Source organism: Chitinophaga sp. OAE865 (assembly GCF_040546735.1).
Taxonomy (GTDB): domain Bacteria; phylum Bacteroidota; class Bacteroidia; order Chitinophagales; family Chitinophagaceae; genus Chitinophaga; species Chitinophaga polysaccharea_A.
In genome coordinates this window covers 2,982,715-2,998,567 of the sequence record NZ_JBEPOF010000001.1, presented here as the reverse complement: position 1 = coordinate 2,998,567, position 15,853 = coordinate 2,982,715, and the positions used below count along the sequence as shown (strand labels likewise).

Annotated in this window: 13 protein-coding genes; 3 read left to right on the top strand and 10 right to left on the bottom strand. The window is 45.7% G+C overall.

Annotated features, from left to right (window positions below; all coding sequences use genetic code 11):
* Positions 1-60: 60 nt before the first annotated feature.
* Together ABIE50_RS12220 and ABIE50_RS12215 are read left to right on the top strand one after the other, a co-directional pair.
* Positions 61-1,785, top strand: coding sequence for a phospho-sugar mutase (locus ABIE50_RS12220; protein ID WP_209861213.1), 1,725 nt, complete (start codon positions 61-63; stop codon positions 1,783-1,785).
* Positions 1,786-1,820: 35 nt separating this feature from the next.
* Positions 1,821-2,816 carry a DUF2279 domain-containing protein gene (locus ABIE50_RS12215; protein ID WP_209861215.1) on the top strand — a complete coding sequence of 332 codons (996 nt, stop codon included), beginning with the start codon at positions 1,821-1,823 and terminating at the stop codon, positions 2,814-2,816.
* Positions 2,817-2,820: 4 nt separating this feature from the next.
* Here the strand turns inward: ABIE50_RS12215 and ABIE50_RS12210 are convergent, their stop codons facing one another.
* Positions 2,821-3,318: a phosphoribosyltransferase family protein gene (locus ABIE50_RS12210; RefSeq protein WP_209861217.1), complete on the bottom strand. Its 498-nt coding sequence runs from the start codon at positions 3,316-3,318 to the stop codon at positions 2,821-2,823.
* A gap of 204 nt (positions 3,319-3,522) precedes the next feature.
* Between ABIE50_RS12210 and ABIE50_RS12205 the strand changes: the two genes are divergently transcribed.
* A complete protein-coding gene (locus tag ABIE50_RS12205) occupies positions 3,523-4,839 on the top strand; it encodes a 4Fe-4S dicluster domain-containing protein (protein WP_209861219.1) in 1,317 nt (438 codons plus the stop codon).
* 371 nt (positions 4,840-5,210) lie between these two features.
* On the opposite strand, the gene ABIE50_RS12200 is transcribed toward ABIE50_RS12205, so the two are convergent.
* The 9 genes from ABIE50_RS12200 to ABIE50_RS12160 all read right to left on the bottom strand — a co-directional run bounded on the left by ABIE50_RS12200 (position 5,211) and on the right by ABIE50_RS12160 (position 15,775).
* Positions 5,211-5,807, bottom strand: a complete 597-nt coding sequence (locus tag ABIE50_RS12200) for a hypothetical protein (RefSeq protein WP_209861221.1) — start codon at positions 5,805-5,807, stop codon at positions 5,211-5,213.
* Between the two features lie 25 nt (positions 5,808-5,832).
* Positions 5,833-6,399 carry a hypothetical protein gene (locus ABIE50_RS12195; RefSeq protein ID WP_209861224.1) on the bottom strand — a complete coding sequence of 189 codons (567 nt, stop codon included), beginning with the start codon at positions 6,397-6,399 and terminating at the stop codon, positions 5,833-5,835.
* A gap of 164 nt (positions 6,400-6,563) precedes the next feature.
* Positions 6,564-6,992, bottom strand: coding sequence for a carboxypeptidase-like regulatory domain-containing protein (locus ABIE50_RS12190; RefSeq protein ID WP_209861226.1), 429 nt, complete (start codon positions 6,990-6,992; stop codon positions 6,564-6,566).
* Positions 6,993-7,232: 240 nt separating this feature from the next.
* Entirely contained in the window at positions 7,233-7,655 is a 423-nt protein-coding gene (locus ABIE50_RS12185; protein ID WP_209861228.1) for a hypothetical protein, read from the bottom strand.
* Positions 7,656-7,737: 82 nt separating this feature from the next.
* Complete coding sequence (locus tag ABIE50_RS12180; protein ID WP_209861230.1) at positions 7,738-8,178, bottom strand: hypothetical protein; 441 nt, start codon at positions 8,176-8,178, stop codon at positions 7,738-7,740.
* 377 nt (positions 8,179-8,555) lie between these two features.
* The gene (locus ABIE50_RS12175) at positions 8,556-9,962 is read right to left on the bottom strand and encodes a PKD-like family lipoprotein (RefSeq protein ID WP_209861232.1); all 1,407 of its coding nucleotides are present in this window, start codon (positions 9,960-9,962) and stop codon (positions 8,556-8,558) included.
* A gap of 18 nt (positions 9,963-9,980) precedes the next feature.
* A complete protein-coding gene (locus ABIE50_RS12170; RefSeq protein ID WP_209861240.1) occupies positions 9,981-10,820 on the bottom strand; it encodes a DUF4843 domain-containing protein in 840 nt (279 codons plus the stop codon).
* 10 nt (positions 10,821-10,830) lie between these two features.
* Positions 10,831-12,285, bottom strand: coding sequence for a RagB/SusD family nutrient uptake outer membrane protein (locus ABIE50_RS12165; RefSeq protein ID WP_209861248.1), 1,455 nt, complete (start codon positions 12,283-12,285; stop codon positions 10,831-10,833).
* A 10-nt stretch (positions 12,286-12,295) separates the two neighbouring features.
* Positions 12,296-15,775, bottom strand: coding sequence for a SusC/RagA family TonB-linked outer membrane protein (locus tag ABIE50_RS12160; RefSeq protein WP_209861256.1), 3,480 nt, complete (start codon positions 15,773-15,775; stop codon positions 12,296-12,298).
* Between the last annotated feature and the right edge of the window lie 78 nt (positions 15,776-15,853).

The window sequence follows — 15,853 nt, the reverse complement described above, 5'->3', positions numbered from 1 at the left end:
CATTTTTTTATTTTTACTTTACAATCCATTTTAGCACTTACGGCTCACAAAAAAAAGACCATGGATATAAATATTCAAAGCAAAGTAGACCAATGGCTCAACGGTAATTACGACGCTGAAACCGTTGCCACACTGAAGAAAATGCAGGAGGGAAACCCCGATGAACTCAACGACGCCTTTTACCGTAACCTCGAATTCGGCACCGGTGGCCTCAGGGGCATTATGGGCGTTGGTACCAACCGCATGAATAAATATACTCTTGGAATGGCCACCCAGGGCTTCGCCAATTATCTCAAAAAAACCTTTACCGGCGAAATCAAGGTAGCCATTGCACATGATAGCCGCAATAACGCCCGCTTTTTTGCCGAAACCGTTGCCAATGTTTTTGCTGCCAACGATATCAAAGTGTTTCTTTTTGAAAGCCTGCGCCCTACCCCGGAGCTTTCTTTCACCATCCGCCACCTGAAATGCCAGGGAGGCGTAGTGCTCACCGCCTCTCACAACCCTAAGGAATACAATGGATACAAGGCCTACTGGAACGATGGCGCCCAGCTGGTACCACCGCACGATAACAACGTGATCCGTGAAGTGGAGAACATCGTTTCCCCGGATGATGTGAAATGGACCGGCGGCGAAGCCAATATCACCCTCATCGGTAAAGAAGTGGACGAGGCCTACCGTAAAGAGTTGCTCAGCCTGTCCATCAACCCGGACATCAACAAACAACAACACGATCTTAAAATAGTATATACGCCCATTCACGGTACCGGTATCACCCAGGTACCCCAGCTGCTGGAACAATACGGTTTTACCAATGTAACCATTGTACAGGAGCAGGCTACCCCGGATGGTAACTTCCCTACCGTAGTGTATCCTAACCCTGAAGAATCCGAAGCCATGAACCTGGGCCTCAAAAAAGCCAAAGAACTGGATGCGGATATCCTCCTGGGCACCGACCCCGATGCAGATCGTGTAGGCATTGCCGTGAAAGACCTGAAAGGCGAATGGATCCTGCTCAATGGTAACCAGACCGGCGTACTGCTGTTTAACTACATCGTGGAAAACCGTAAAAGCAAAGGCCTCGCCAAAGCAAACGACTATATTGCCAAAACCGTGGTAACATCCGACCTGATCGATGTTTTTGCCGCTAAAAACAATATTACCTGCTATAATGTGCTCACCGGCTTCAAATGGATCGCTGACCTGATCCGCCGCAAAGAGCCAAAAGAAAACTTTATCTGCGGTGGTGAGGAATCTTACGGATACATGATTGGCCAGAATGTGCGCGATAAAGACGCTATTGCTTCTGTAGCCATGATCTGTGAAATGGCCGCATATGCACGCAGTCAGGGTAAAACCCTGTTTGAGCAGCTGATCGGCATCTATGTACGCTATGGCTATTACATGGAAAGTTTGATCTCCATTACCAAGAAGGGCATGAGAGGCGCCGAGGAAATCGCCGAAATGATGCGCGGATACCGCGAAAATCCACCGGTTACCATCAACGGCTCACCGGTTGTAACCCTTTACGATTACCAGCTGCAGCAGATCAGGGATATCAGAACCGGCAACATCAAAGCGCTGGACCTCCCTAAATCCAATGTGCTGCAGTTTGTACTGGAAGATGGCAGCAAAATATCAGCCCGTCCGTCGGGTACTGAACCAAAGATCAAATTTTACTTCAGCGTAAACGCCCCGTTAGCCAACGCAGGTGAATACGACAAGGTGACCGCTGAACTGAATCAGAAGATAAACGGCATTATTCAGGATCTGAAACTGAAATAAGCCCTCGTCATCTGGAATGATGATACAACCCGGGAATGTTGAAAAAAGAACTCCGCCCTTTTCAGCATTCCCGGTATTGTTTTGATGCCCGCATGAAAAAACCACTGCTTATCCTGATCCTGTTACTGCCTTTCATTGGCAGCATGGCACAAAAAAAAGTGCCTTTTTCCACTATACCCGATACCACCATCACCTCACGCGTATGGATCCTTAGTGGTGCTACTGCAGCCCTTTATGGCGCTGGACTGGCAGCCCTCAATACCGCCTGGTATAAAGGATACCCCAGGGAAGGCTTCCATTTTTTTAATGATATGGGAGAATGGAACCAGGTAGATAAAGCCGGGCATATTTTCAGCGCTTACTTTATTGGTAAATACAGCCGGGAGATGTGGCGCTGGTCGGGGTTACCACGAAAAAAACAGATATGGATCGGTGGTCTAAGCGGGTTTGCCTATCAGTCGGTGGTGGAAGTACTGGACGGTTACTCCTCCGAGTGGGGATTTTCCTGGGGAGATATGGGCGCCAACGCCGTTGGCTCAGCCCTGCTCATCGGCCAGGAACTTGCCTGGAACGAACAACGCATCCAGCTTAAGTTTTCCGCGCATCCCCGGCATTACGACGATCCCGTGCTGCAGCACAAAGCAGATCAGCTGTTTGGCACCACTTTCTGGGAAAGGACCCTGAAGGACTATAACGGGCAAACATACTGGTTATCTGTAAACCTGTATTCTTTCCGGAAAGAAAGCCGCCTCCCCAGATGGCTGAACATAGCTGTGGGATACGGCTCACAGGGAATGATAGGAGGCCGCGATAACACCTGGACAGATGAACATGGCATCCGCCACGATTACAGCCAGCTTCAGCGTGTGCGGCAGTTCTACCTTTCACCGGATGTGGATTTCACGAAAATACCCACCCGCAAAAAAGGCGTTAAAGTGATATTCCAGGTATTGAATATGCTGAAGTTCCCTGCGCCTGCCTTTGAAATCAATTCAAAAGGGAATGTAAGGCTGCACGCCGTTTATTTCTGATCCCTTATTCAAAATAAGCGGATACGATCTCCTCCCCGTTCATCTCCACCAGCACCATATCCTGTAAAGTAGTAGCCAGTGAATACCCGACAAAATCAACGGATAAAGGGAAGGATTTATGCTTACGGTCTACCAGCACGGCTGTCTGGATCTTTTTGGGCAGGAATTCCAGCAGCGGTTTCAACGCATACAGCATGGTACGGCCGGAGTTGGCCACATCATCTACCACTACCACTACTTTATTATTAAAGTCTATTTCCTCGGATACGATCACTTCACCGGGATGCTGCTTATCCAGGCGCAGTTCTATTATATGGATTTTCAGGGGAGATATCTGTTCCAGGATAGCAGCCAGCTTATGGGCAATGATCACGCCACGGTCCCAGATACCGGCTAATATAATATCGGTACCATCGCTGTTGTGCTCATAAATTTCATAAGCGATACGCTCAATTTTCTTTTGAATGATATCCTGTGTTAGAATGATGTTCCTGCTTTCCATGAGTGCAAAAATAAGCAATTAGCCATTAGCAGTCAGCACTTCGCCAAAAAATCAAATACCTTGTAGTAACAACTAACAAAAAATAAAAATCAGGCTAATCAGCATAATCATTCTAATCCTGAGTCAGACAAACTCCGCATCGCCGGAGGCGATCCCCCGCGTTTAACCAAAAAAGACATAAATTAGGGAGTCAAATCTGAGCTAATGCGAATCGTACAAGAATTATTATTTGTGATCCTATTCGGAACCGCGGTATATCTTTTTGCCCAAAAGGCAAGCCGGATAAGGAAAAACATATTACTGGGGCGTGATAAGGACCTTAGCGATCATCCGGATCTGCGGTGGAAAAACCTCCTGCTGTTGGCTTTTGGCCAGAAAAAGATGTTCCGTAACCCACTGGTAGCTGTACTCCACTTTTTCGTATATGCGGGGTTCCTGATCATTAACATTGAGATCCTGGAAATCATCCTCGATGGTATTCTTGGTACGCATCGTTTATTCGTTCCCGTATTAGGCGCCGTTTACCCGGTGCTCATCGGTTTATTTGAAGTGCTCGCCGTACTGGTGATTGCCGGCTGCGCCATTTTCCTGGTACGCAGGAACATATTAAAGCTGAAACGTTTCATGAGCCGGGACCTGAACGGGTGGCCCCGGTCGGACGCCAACTATATCCTGATCACCGAAATAGTGCTGATGCTGCTGTTCCTCACCATGAACACGGCCGACCAGGCTTTGCAGGCAAAAGGCGCCACGCATTATGTGGCAACCGGTAACTTCTGGATATCAGGTATGTTCGCCCCGCTGCTGAGCGGTATGTCTGAAAGTGCGCTGGTAGCGCTGGAACGCGGCTGCTGGTGGCTGCACATTATAGGCGTGCTTGCTTTCCTTAACTATCTCCCCTACTCCAAGCACCTGCATATTATCCTCGCCTTCCCGAATGCATACTATGCCAGCCTGGAACCCAAAGGCGAAATGGAGAATATGCCCGCAGTACAACATGAAGTTCAGCTGATGCTGCAACCGGAACTGGCTGCCAATGCGCCCTCCTCCGATACCATGCCTAAATTCGGCGCTAAAGACGTAACAGACCTTACCTGGAAAAATCTTTTGGATGCATACAGCTGTACGGAATGCGGCCGCTGCACCGCCGCCTGCCCGGCTAATATTACAGGCAAGCTCCTGTCGCCCCGCAAAATAATGATGGATACCCGCGACCGCCTTGAAGAAGTAGGCCGCAATATCAAAGCCAATGGCGGTTCTTTCAAAGATGATGGCAAAGCCCTGTTGCGCGATTATATCCTGGAAGAAGAACTGCGCGCCTGCACCACCTGCAATGCCTGTGTACAGGAATGCCCGGTGAGCATCAACCCGCTGGATATTATCCTCCAGCTGCGCCGCCACCTGGTAATGGAAGAATCCAGTGCCCCAGCCGAATGGACGGGTATGTTCAGTAACATTGAAAATAATATGGCCCCCTGGAAGTTCAGTATGGACGACCGGGATAAATGGACCGGGGAATAAAGGATATAAAAGTAATTCTCACCCACTTCTCATTGTTAGCTGATACCCGAAGTTTATGTGATCTTCATACCTCTAAAAATATCTTATTGGGAGGGATGTAACTGATCAGATCACCATATGAAGTTTACACAGTTATCTTAACACTCCGTTTGATTTTTTATCACTAATACCAAGGTTTTTCAACCTAAGCATCGTGAAAACTTATCGGAATGTTATCTGCGAATCCGCGATTAAGGTCGTTTCCATTCGCAAATAATACAGATCCATCGGAACGTTTGTTTAAATAAATGTATCTCCCGGCAAAGTGTATCTTCTCTAGTGTCATCAAATGATCTAATTTGCTTTCTAAATATTAGTGATGACAAATTAGATCATTTGATGACACTAGGGAAGACGGGAAGATGCACTTTGTCGGGGCGATATATATCATTAGTGTCTAGTCGTTGACTCTCATCTATTCTTATATTCGAAGCACTCTTAAAAAAAGGAGGCACAAAAATGGCTGAGCTTAAGTCACAATTCGCGTCATTGAAATCATAAATATGTGCAAAGTAATCCGACGGACCACGACCATTTTCAGGGGCTGCAAATCCAAAATAAACTGCCTCTATTATCACATAGATGGTAAGTAGCAAATCATACTTTTTCCGTGGAGGTTGTCCACGCAGGAATGCAGACCATTTAACGTTAGCCCGTTTCAATTTTAACAGACTATCTTTAAACTCTTTGGGAGTATTCTCCGATAGCTTAATGGAAGTAACTGTTCCGCTCTGGTTAACTGTTACCAACACGGCAAAAAGAGCTGATTTTCCAGCCATTACAAAAGAGGGGGACATGGGCACTTGCGAAAAAAAGAACCTTGTCAGCGTGTCAATTTGATTATCTAATAACTTATTCTGCGCATGTAATCCAGATGGAGTAAACATAAAAAAGATAGAAATCAACACTACAAAATGCTTGGTCTTCATAAATCTAAATTTACTAATTATTTAACTATTTACAACCAGAGGGTGTTCCTTTTTGTCCCGTTTGGTATGCTACAGCAATCTTCAATATATCCAAAGCTGTCCCAGTTTTATTCTGAAAATCCTTCGTCCTAAGGCTTGAAAACTGATACGTTTTAACCAAACCTATCCATCCCAGCGCATTAGCATCTTCGTCGCTCATAGCAGGGAACAAAGCCTTTAACCCTTCCGCTATCTTTTGACGATAGCTCTCAGCCATTGTTTCGTGCTGAAGAATTATTGGTACATTGTTGATAGCGAATACTCCGTGAATGATTTCGTGATAAATGGCAGTAGCAATAACTTCTTTGGATTTGCCTGGCAAACTATCCTGATTTAAATTAATGTAGATAACACCATATTTTCTTGGGTTCGCCGTGTCTCCGCCAAGTTTGCTATCAACGGGATCAAATTCACCCAATACATCAGCATTTACAAACGATCCAACCGGCTTTTCTCTGAAGATAAAATCGTAATTACCACCATTACTCCCCAGCGAATTAACAGTGTTAGCCACCCAGCTTTTCAGTTGCTTAGAGATCGCTGCATTAAGCATTGCCTGCAAACATGAATTTGAAAGATTATTCTTGATATCTTTTACCGTTACGTCACCAGAGGTAGCGGATGTGGAACTTCCACCACCTCCTCCGCCAATAATTGGGAGCCAGCGGTGCCTTCTTATGATAATTTTAAACGTATTTCAACTTACAAGTATAAGCATCAATTCTTTGAGCTTGGACTTCGATTTAGAAATATATTAAGTTCAAAAGAATTTCCCTTTTCAAAATCTATACATCCTGATTGAAACTCACCAGTACCTATACATAAGGCAGATATGCTGTATGTGCCTGGAATGACACTCATTTTAAATTTTCCCGCAGTATTGGTTATAGCCGTATCTATTACTTTATCATTTTCATTCAATATTTTTATCCAGGTAAATGGTACGTTCTTACCAAATTTACATTCTTTGACAGTACCCCATATAAGAATGCTATCTTTTGAATTTAAGTTTCCATCATAAGTAATCTGGAATCCTCCACAATCAGAATTATGAACATTCTTTTTTGTTAAAAACGTATTTTGTGTTTTGCAGGACTGGTTAATTAAGCAGCATGCAAAAAAGGTTATGACTACGTTATTCTTCATTCTTTAAGTATTTGTTTTTATATATTCGGTTGGATTTCTCAATTAACATCCCCCCGGTTTGCCTGATTGCTTTGTCTGGTCTCCATTTGTATCCAGACCTGATTGTTCTATTACTAGTATGTTATTAATTCTGTCTTGTTCTGATGTCGAGAGTGCCTTAAAAGCAGAAGTACCGGTTAATCCCCCCCAAGCCATATCATCATAAAATTGACGGGAGAGATTATACCCCTTGTTACGTCCTTATTCTTCTAATGCATTAGCAATATCGATAATAAAACTTCTTACCATTTCATTATGTTGAACTGTATTAAGATTGGGTTTCTTAGAGTTCATCCAATCTTGCAACATAGTAGGATATGTTGCATTCGCGTTTAATCTATTGTATCCAAAAAATGAAACTAAGTACGCATGAACAGATTCATGTAATATTGTTCTTGCTATTGAAAGGTCCGTTGCACCAGTAAACTTTTTTGAATCAAAAGTAGTAGTAACTGTTCCGGTCTCGGAGTCATATAAGTTATTTGTTTCGCCATTTGTATTTGATGGCAAACGCCCATCTTGCACAGTCCAATTGTAACCTGGTGTATTACCCGCAAATTTAGTTACAATATTAGCAACCGAGCCTTTAGATAGAGTTTTTAAAGCAGCCAAAATCTTCTGCATGCAGGGCGTTAGTTTTGAATCATCAATTTTCCTTGTAAAGGATACAGGTGTTGCCCTCCCTCCACCAATAGGTATCGTATTGTTAGGAGTCACCGGTAAAATCCTCATTGGTCACAAATTGCCTCATGTCTTCATCTCCATCCCTACTTTTTGCAGCCAGATATGCTTTACCCGGCCGTATTTCCTGAATAGCTCCTAAGATAATCCCATTTGAATCTTTCTGAAACAAAATGTCCCGGTAGCCGACCGGAAGATAATAATCGATTAATGGAACTTTTAAAATGCTCGATTTATCCTGAAACTTAAAAAACCGGGCATTTCCCCAATCCGGAGTTCCAGGATTACGGTGTTGCAGCGTTATCGGCTGAATGCCTGATGGTCCGAGTGAAAGCCAGTTCTTCGCCTCTTCAATCGAAATATCGGTTGGCCGATTTTGGGTTAATTCAGAGGTTTCTTTTTGGCAGCCGGACATAGCTAAAACCAAAAGAACAAGCGCAGTCACGTGCGACTTGAGGGGTTGCATAACAATCATAATTAAGGTGGGGCGGGTTAATTAAAAAATTACTCTCAAACAAAATTTGCATCAAAATAACTTGTTTCGACTGATATGGACAAAATGGATCATACAAATTAACACACTAGATAATTCATTACATTTGGGACTATTGCTATAGTAGATAGAATTGGGGGCCAGCGGTGCCTTAAAAATGGATTATGTACACATACTGTGTTTTGGCGGGAGCTTTACTCTTAACCAAGAATAGCAAGGATCATTAAGCAATGAAGTTCTGAAATTGAATTATTGACAAGCGATCCGTTTTCGGTAAGGCGCAGCATACATCATAAAAAAGAAGCCGTCCCCTTTGTTTATGAGACGGCTTCTTTCTTATTGGAACTTTTTTAATCCGCTCTTATAATCACATCCTTCGGCATCCCGGGAATCCCATTTACCTGTCTGGTGGTTTCGCCGTTATGCCCTGTACCTACGTTCAGGTAATAAATACTGCCCTGCACTCCTACCAGCAACTGGTTTCCATTCTCCAGCAGTTTCAGCATCGTAATGGTTTTGCCCCCAAAGCCCGAAGCCAGTTCCTTCACATCTTTATTCAACGGGTTATACCGGTATACTTTATCTGCCTGTGAAAAATAAAATACCCCAACGGGCGACTCCTGCCATAACGTGGCTGCACTGATTTTATCCGCAATAACGGGCTTCCTTTTTTCCAGCGCATGGAACACAGGGTCCTGGCCCGTTCTGAACTCTACGCCAAACCGTAGCTCCCTGATCTGCCCGGCGCTGTCGCAGAACGCATAACATTCGTTATCTGAAAAACGGCCCAGGTGCAGCATATCCATCTTCAGGTTCTTGGGCGTAAACGCGGAATCCTTTACGATATAATTTGTATCAAGATAATTCCCCCAATCCATTCTCACCAGCTTTCTTTTTGTTTCTTCAAAGCCCAGAAAATAGCCCCGGTTATCAGGATCGCTGGCGATGATAGTGGGAGCCAGGCTATATGTGCCCGATAATGGTATACCCATATAACCGTAGTAAGTGGCAAATGGAGCGGTTTCTGTAGCGCCGCGGTATAATTGTTTATTGATAATACCTGCGGGTACACCAAGACTGGTAGGTATAAACGAAGATACCTGCAACGGCCCCGGATCTGAATAAAAGTTCTTTGCCAGCGTTCTTATCTTTTTTAAATTATTCGGATCAATATAAACACCCCCTGTTTTATAGGTAGCCCAGTAACCGGTAATGAGATTACCATAGTTCACATTCTTCATCATGGTAAGCTGCAATGCGCCGGCAGGGAGGGTATCCTGGTTGATGTTCGTATATACGTCGGACTGTACTGTTCCATCTTCCTTAATAAAAGATATTTTGGAAGAAGTAACATCGTCGCTCAGCACAATGGTACCACGGGTAAATGCAGCTGTTCCGTTGATCACAAATTTATAATAGTACTTCATCTCCGTAATGCTATCGTACACGATATACACCGCCGGGTAACGCGATGCCCCCAAACCGAATACAATACGCAGTTCCTGGCCGGTGTAATCCTGTGTGCCCATCTGGCCGGGAACGGAGATCTTCCATAATCCCTGGTAATTTTTATTACCGGAGGCCAGCAACACTTTTGGCGATATAATGAAACTATCGCCCACCACAGCGGTATAGGCAGTATCCAGCTGCGTGATCACCGGCTCTGCCAGCGGATGGTAATCGTAATTGCCTTTGTCCTTATAGCAGGCGGTGAACAATACCAGCATGCCAATGATATATAGAAATGTATGTTTCATATGCGAATGCGATTTTGGTTATTGTGGTACTATCCGGTTACCATGTTCATCATGAAAGTAATACCTGCCATCGGCGGCGCTGTATTCCAGTGGATATTTTTTATTGAGATTACCTGTGTTATAGAAATAATAGGTTCCATTGGGCTCCTGTCCTATCGCATAGCCTTTGTCTTTATAATCTGCGGTACGGGCGATGGGATCCATCATAAAGGCGCGGAACTGCCGCAGGTAAAACAGGGTTTTGGGAGTCGATTGCCAGTCGCTGTTATCCAGCTGCAACTCCGTAGTGCCGGAGGTGCGGATAAACAGCTCGTGCTTCACACGGGAATAAACCCCCAGCTCACTTTCCCATACCACCCACCACAGCGGCTGTTCCAGCCGGTTGGAAAAAGTAACCTTTGCGGTATCATAGGAAGGAAAGTCGTTACCAAAAGAAGAAGAAGCCGCTATCTTCAGTTTAAGCACCACAGAAGTATCCAGCAACAACGGATCGCTCCCGTAAATGATGAGTGGCAGGTAAGCTTTGCCTGAATCCGCAGGGATCCTGTATGCGGTATCCAATGCCTTGTAATGCAGTCCTGCTACGGCGGTAGAGCCATTGGCCACGATGCTTGCCTTAAACCACCTGTCGTACGGCGTACGCTCACCGGAAATCCTTACCGGGAGCAAAAGCGTATCTGTTGATATTTCAGGAAAAAGGGCAAAGGAATAAAAGAAGCTATCTACCCTTGTGCTCTTTTTATCATCTGTAAAATCGAAATAAACATTACTATTCTCACGGAACAGCAGCTCGTCCTGCTTTTTGCATGCCATCAGCAGGAGGCAGCTGAACATACTTATCGCTGTTATCTTTTTCATGTACAAAATTTTATCTGTTACCATATGCGATTTCATCATCAGGAAGCGGCAGTACAAACACGCCATCAGAGGCGGCCACCGGCTTTCCGCCTAATCCAAGTATGGGTCTGTTTAAGCGTTTGTACATATAGAACAGCTGTCCTTCTCCATATAGTTCCTTGCGGGCTTCTTTCAGCAGTTCAGTATAAAAGCTCTGGGCATCTTCCGGCCCGCTGTATGGCCCGATGCCGCGGTACAGGCGCACTTCATTGAAATAAGCCCATGCTTTGGCAGGATCATTTGCAAAGGTGCATTCCGCCGCGATGTAGTAAATTTCGCTCAGGCGTAATGCAGGCCCCATAAGATAATGCAGGTTATCATCTGTGCGTTTGTATTTTTCCAGTTGCAGGTAGGTGACCGAGCTGACCGATTGCTCACTGAACCATTGTTTAAAACGGAAATCTTCCCCGCCCACTCCGGCTACTTCATAAATATTCTTTCCTTCTGTAGCAGATATAAACAACCCCTGCCCGTTGCCTTTCCTGAACAGATCGTTCATGGCGTCCTTTCGGTTAGGCATATAAAAACCAAATACCAGTTCCTTGTACAGGATCCTGTCTTTTTTTGCATCATTGCCGTTCATGAAATCTTCCTGCCGGGTCCATGGGAACTTTTTTGATGCAATGATTTCAAGCGCGTTCTGTAATGCGTTCACCTTATCGTTCTTATACAGGTACACTCTTGCCAGTTCGCCACATACGGCATAGTAATTTAAACGGTGACGGCGCTGTTGCACAAACATCTCTCCCTGGTCTTCCGTTGTAGAATCCCTGATCATGTAGCCTACTTTATAACCCGGGTTGAGGATAGGATCTGTGCCACGCAGTATTGCTTTTGCGGTGGTGAGGTCTTTGATCACGGAATCCAGTAGCGCTGTTACGGTTTGCATAGCTGCGGCATTCTTTGAAAACTCCGTGACATAGGGCACTCCGTTAGCAGCCGGTTTACTGGCAAATGATGGCGCGAATAACCGCAACGCATCAAAATGACACCAGGCGCGCATAGCCAGGGCTTCTCCTTTGATTAACCCGTAGTTAACATTGGAAAGGATATTTTTCTTCTGATCAACGTTAGAAAGAATCAGGTTGCTGTTGGCAATCACCTCATACAATCTTTGCCAGATCCTGTCTTTCCTGCCTATCAGCTCTTTGTCTTTATAATTATACATAGCTGCCTGCCGGTAGCCGGCGTTGTCGGTAACAGGAACGGAGTAGTTCTGTGCCAGTACATCCGGTAATCCGCCCATCAGTTCCTTGCCATAGATATCTTCATTCAAACAAAGACTGTAAAGGCCGTTCACGGCGTCTTTGAAGCCGTCTTCCGTTTGAAACAGCTCATCTCCGGATACTTCCGAGATAGGTTTAATGTCCAGCCATTTACTGCAGGAAGTGGCGAATAATAAAATGAGGACTAAATATCTTTTCATATATAATGATTTAGAACCTTGTTTGAAGTGAAAAAGTGAAGCTCCTGGCAAACGGGTAGTCGATACCTCTTTCCGCTTCTACGGTAGACCAGTAGCCGATATCATTCATATTGAGCGACAGGCGCAGGCTCCGCATTTTCAGGCGGTTGTAGAAAGTAGCAGGCGCTTCGTACGATAGATAAAGCGATTTAAATTCCAGCCTGTTTTCCTTTTGCACAAAACGGGAAGAAGCCCTGGTAAGTGATTGGTCGGCAATATCTTTATAGAAGGTAACATCGCCTGGTTGCTTCCACCTATCAGTTAATACACGGGCATCCACATTAAACCTGGGGTCAGCATTTTCAACACGGTCCAGTAAGGTCTGGTTATAATAATCGCCGCCGAATTTAGTATAGAAGCTCACTTCCAGCATCCAGTTCTTATACACCATGTTACCGCCAAAAAAGCCTTCCAGCTTTGGTGTTTGATCACCCACCGGTACGGTATTTTTCACATCATAGATATAGGTTTTGGTGCCGTCGGGATTCAGGAAAATTTCCTTACCGTTCTCCGGGTCAATGCCAAGTGACCTTACTGCGTAGATGGTGTTCATGGACTGCCCTTCTTTATAACGCAGCAGCGACAAGGATTTCAGCTCATCTTTTTCATTCTGTTGCTTGTCGATATCATCGTTGTATGCTTTCAGCGCGTTGGAAATTTTGGTGATTACGTTGGTGTTATGCACCATGTTGGCGTAAAGGTTTACCGACATATCACGGTTACGGTATACGTTGCCGCGGATGTTGAATTCATATCCTTTGTTTACCATTTCCCCCAGGTTTTCCTTATACTGGTAAAAGCCGGTGGAAGGCGCTACATTGATGTCTGCCAGCAGATCTTTTGTGAGCTTATAATAATAGCGGGGCGCTATATACAGCCGGTCGTGGAACAGGCCCAGTTCAGCGCCGAGATCGTAGTTTTGTGTGCGCTGCCATTTCAGGTTGGAGTTACCATATGCTTTGAAATGCGCACCTACGCCGGTGGAGTACCAGTCGCCGGTATAATACTCATACGTAGTATTGGAGAGATAGGCAGGGAAAGATACCTCTCCTGTTAAACCGGTGGTAGCCCTCAGTTTCAGCTGGGATACAATCGTGTTGCGCAAAAACTTCTCATTGTGAAGGTTCCATCCCAGTCCATATGACCAGAAAGGGGCCATACGTGCATCTGCCCCGAATTTTGAAGATCCGTCCACACGCAGGGTGGCGTCCATCAGCAGTCGGTTCTGGTAGGAATAGTTAATGCTTCCGAATGCGCCGGCCAGCCGTTCTTCATAGGTTTCACCGGTTGGCGCTTTATCTTTTTCATAAGTCCGCGCGAAGGTGATATCTGTAAAGCGGTCGTTGGTAAAGCCCTGTGCTTTAAAGACCTTCAGCGAGCTTTTCGACTCCTGCATATTGAGGCCCAATGATGAGTTAAAGAAATGATCGCCTATTCCTTTGTTATAGTTCAGCACTACGTTACCATTGTACTGGATCTCATCGCGATCGCTGAATGTATAGGTACCACGGTCTTTCAGGTCATCGCCGGTTTTATCGAAGAAGTCGTTGCTATAGGGAGAAATAAACTGATCCCCTGTAGAGCGCCGCTTTGTTAAGCTGAAATCACCGCGTAGCCTTAAGGTGTTGGTAATATTATACTCTGCGGAGAATGCGTCTGTAAACTCCAGGTATTCCGATTTATTAAAACTGGCCAGTGTAGCTTCATACATAGGGTTCAATACAGTATTGAGCTTCATGCCGTTGGTCTGGTAATCGGGCACATTCCATCTATCCAGTTCACGCAGTAGTTTGCCTGTGGAATCCGTTTTAGGGAAATAGGGGTTCATGCGGGCATAGGTGGAGAATTCGCGGTAAGGGGACTCGCGCCCATTTACCTGTGAAATGGTGAACTGGTTGCGGAACAGCACTTTGTTATCTTTCAGGTTGTATTGCAGGTTGGTGGCCAGGCTGTAACGATCGCGCCCTGAGCCTTTCATAACGCCGGCATTGGTCTGGTAACGGCCATCGATGATGTATTTAAGCGCCTGCGATCCTCCTTCCAGGGTTACGGAGTGCTTATGTCCAAAATCCGTGGCCAGTGGTTGCGACAGCCAGTAGGTGTTTACTCCGGCCAGCACATTCCTGCGTTTGGCGTAGTATTGCATCTGCAGATCGTCCTGCGATTGCCCCAGCGCATTTTCGTATACGCCTGACAGTTTCTCGTACTCCAGTTTCTGTTCCCCGTTGAGCAGGTGGTAGGCAGTAAGGTCTGGTGTAGTAACGTTCAGTTCATAGCCGTAGGTGAGCGACAACTTCCCTTCTTTCGGCGGGCGTGTGGTGATCACCAGCACGCCGTTGGCTGCGCGGGAACCGTATACTGCTGTAGCAGCGGCATCTTTCAGCAATGTTACTGCTGCGATCCTGTTGGGATCAAGGTCATATACTGATTGTACAGGCACCGGGTAGCCATCAATCACGAACAATGGCAGGTTGGGCGTACTGTTGATCTGGTTGCGTGTAAGCTCTGTTGTTTTCCCGGTTGGTAACGCCGTGGTGCCTCTTACATTGATATTTGGCAGGGCATTGGGATTAGAGCCGGAGAAGTTGTTCTCCACCAGTTTAAAAGAAGGGTCGAACGACTGGATACTGGCCAGGATGTTCTGCGGGTTAAACCGTTTTAGCTCTTCTCCCGTAATAGTAACTGCCGAGCCGGTAAAGTTATCTTTCTTGATATTCTGGTAACCGTTTACTACCACATCTTTCAGCGACTGCATATCAGTGAGCAGTGTAACGGCAAAGGATGTACGTTTTCCGGCTTTTATCTCCTGCGTTTTAAAACCGATGTAACTGAATACCAGTATGGCATTATCGGGTACATCCCTCAGTTCAAAGCGTCCGTCGGCATTGGTTTGCACGCCAATACGGGTACCTTTTACCATTACGGTTACACCGGGAATGGGCATACCGTCTTCCTGTGTTACCTGGCCTTTCAGCGGTGGTTGTGCAGGCGCTTCCGGCATGCGCGTTACAGCTTCCGTTACTGCCGCAGCAGCCGGTACAGCTGTTGTTTCCTGCTGCCTGGGAGCGGTAGCAGCCTGCCTGGCCGGTTCTTTCCGGAAAATGATATAATTGTTTGCACCTGCCTCTTCCACTTCCAGGTTTAAGGGCAACAACAAGCGGTGCAGGTAATCCTCCATTTTAACTGCAGCTGTTTTAGGCGCAGGAACAGTTGCTTTCAGGTCCTTAATGGTGTTGCCGGTGTAGTTGATGCGTATCTTGTAGCGGTTTTCCAGTATGGCAAATACTTCCTTCAGGGGAAGTGGCTGTTGCTGGGTAACCGGGTGGGCGGCGGCATGCAATTTATCGTGCTGACGATGCAGGGGCGCCGTTGTAGCCGGCAACACACAAAGCTGTAGCAGCAGGGCCATAGCCATACTTCCGCCAGCACGCCTGGCGTAAAATTCTATCATAGCAATAGATTAGGTTGGTTGAATAATTCTTACCTCGTTTATTATGGCTGATTATAATTCCATTGGTACATAAGTTCC

Bases quoted from the DNA above. Each gene is read 5' to 3' on its own strand.
- ABIE50_RS12190 (WP_209861226.1), bottom strand. From the start codon at position 6,992: ATGAAGAATAACGTAGTCATAACCTTTTTTGCATGCTGCTTAATTAAC.
- ABIE50_RS12220 (WP_209861213.1), top strand. From the start codon at position 61: ATGGATATAAATATTCAAAGCAAAGTAGACCAATGGCTCAACGGTAAT.
- ABIE50_RS12175 (WP_209861232.1), bottom strand. From the start codon at position 9,962: ATGAAACATACATTTCTATATATCATTGGCATGCTGGTATTGTTCACC.
- ABIE50_RS12185 (WP_209861228.1), bottom strand. From the start codon at position 7,655: ATGCAGAAGATTTTGGCTGCTTTAAAAACTCTATCTAAAGGCTCGGTT.
- ABIE50_RS12210 (WP_209861217.1), bottom strand. From the start codon at position 3,318: ATGGAAAGCAGGAACATCATTCTAACACAGGATATCATTCAAAAGAAA.
- ABIE50_RS12160 (WP_209861256.1), bottom strand. From the start codon at position 15,775: ATGATAGAATTTTACGCCAGGCGTGCTGGCGGAAGTATGGCTATGGCC.
- ABIE50_RS12195 (WP_209861224.1), bottom strand. From the start codon at position 6,399: ATGCTTAATGCAGCGATCTCTAAGCAACTGAAAAGCTGGGTGGCTAAC.
- ABIE50_RS12205 (WP_209861219.1), top strand. From the start codon at position 3,523: ATGCGAATCGTACAAGAATTATTATTTGTGATCCTATTCGGAACCGCG.
- ABIE50_RS12200 (WP_209861221.1), bottom strand. From the start codon at position 5,807: ATGAAGACCAAGCATTTTGTAGTGTTGATTTCTATCTTTTTTATGTTT.
- ABIE50_RS12180 (WP_209861230.1), bottom strand. From the start codon at position 8,178: ATGCAACCCCTCAAGTCGCACGTGACTGCGCTTGTTCTTTTGGTTTTA.
- ABIE50_RS12170 (WP_209861240.1), bottom strand. From the start codon at position 10,820: ATGAAAAAGATAACAGCGATAAGTATGTTCAGCTGCCTCCTGCTGATG.
- ABIE50_RS12215 (WP_209861215.1), top strand. From the start codon at position 1,821: ATGTTGAAAAAAGAACTCCGCCCTTTTCAGCATTCCCGGTATTGTTTT.
- ABIE50_RS12165 (WP_209861248.1), bottom strand. From the start codon at position 12,285: ATGAAAAGATATTTAGTCCTCATTTTATTATTCGCCACTTCCTGCAGT.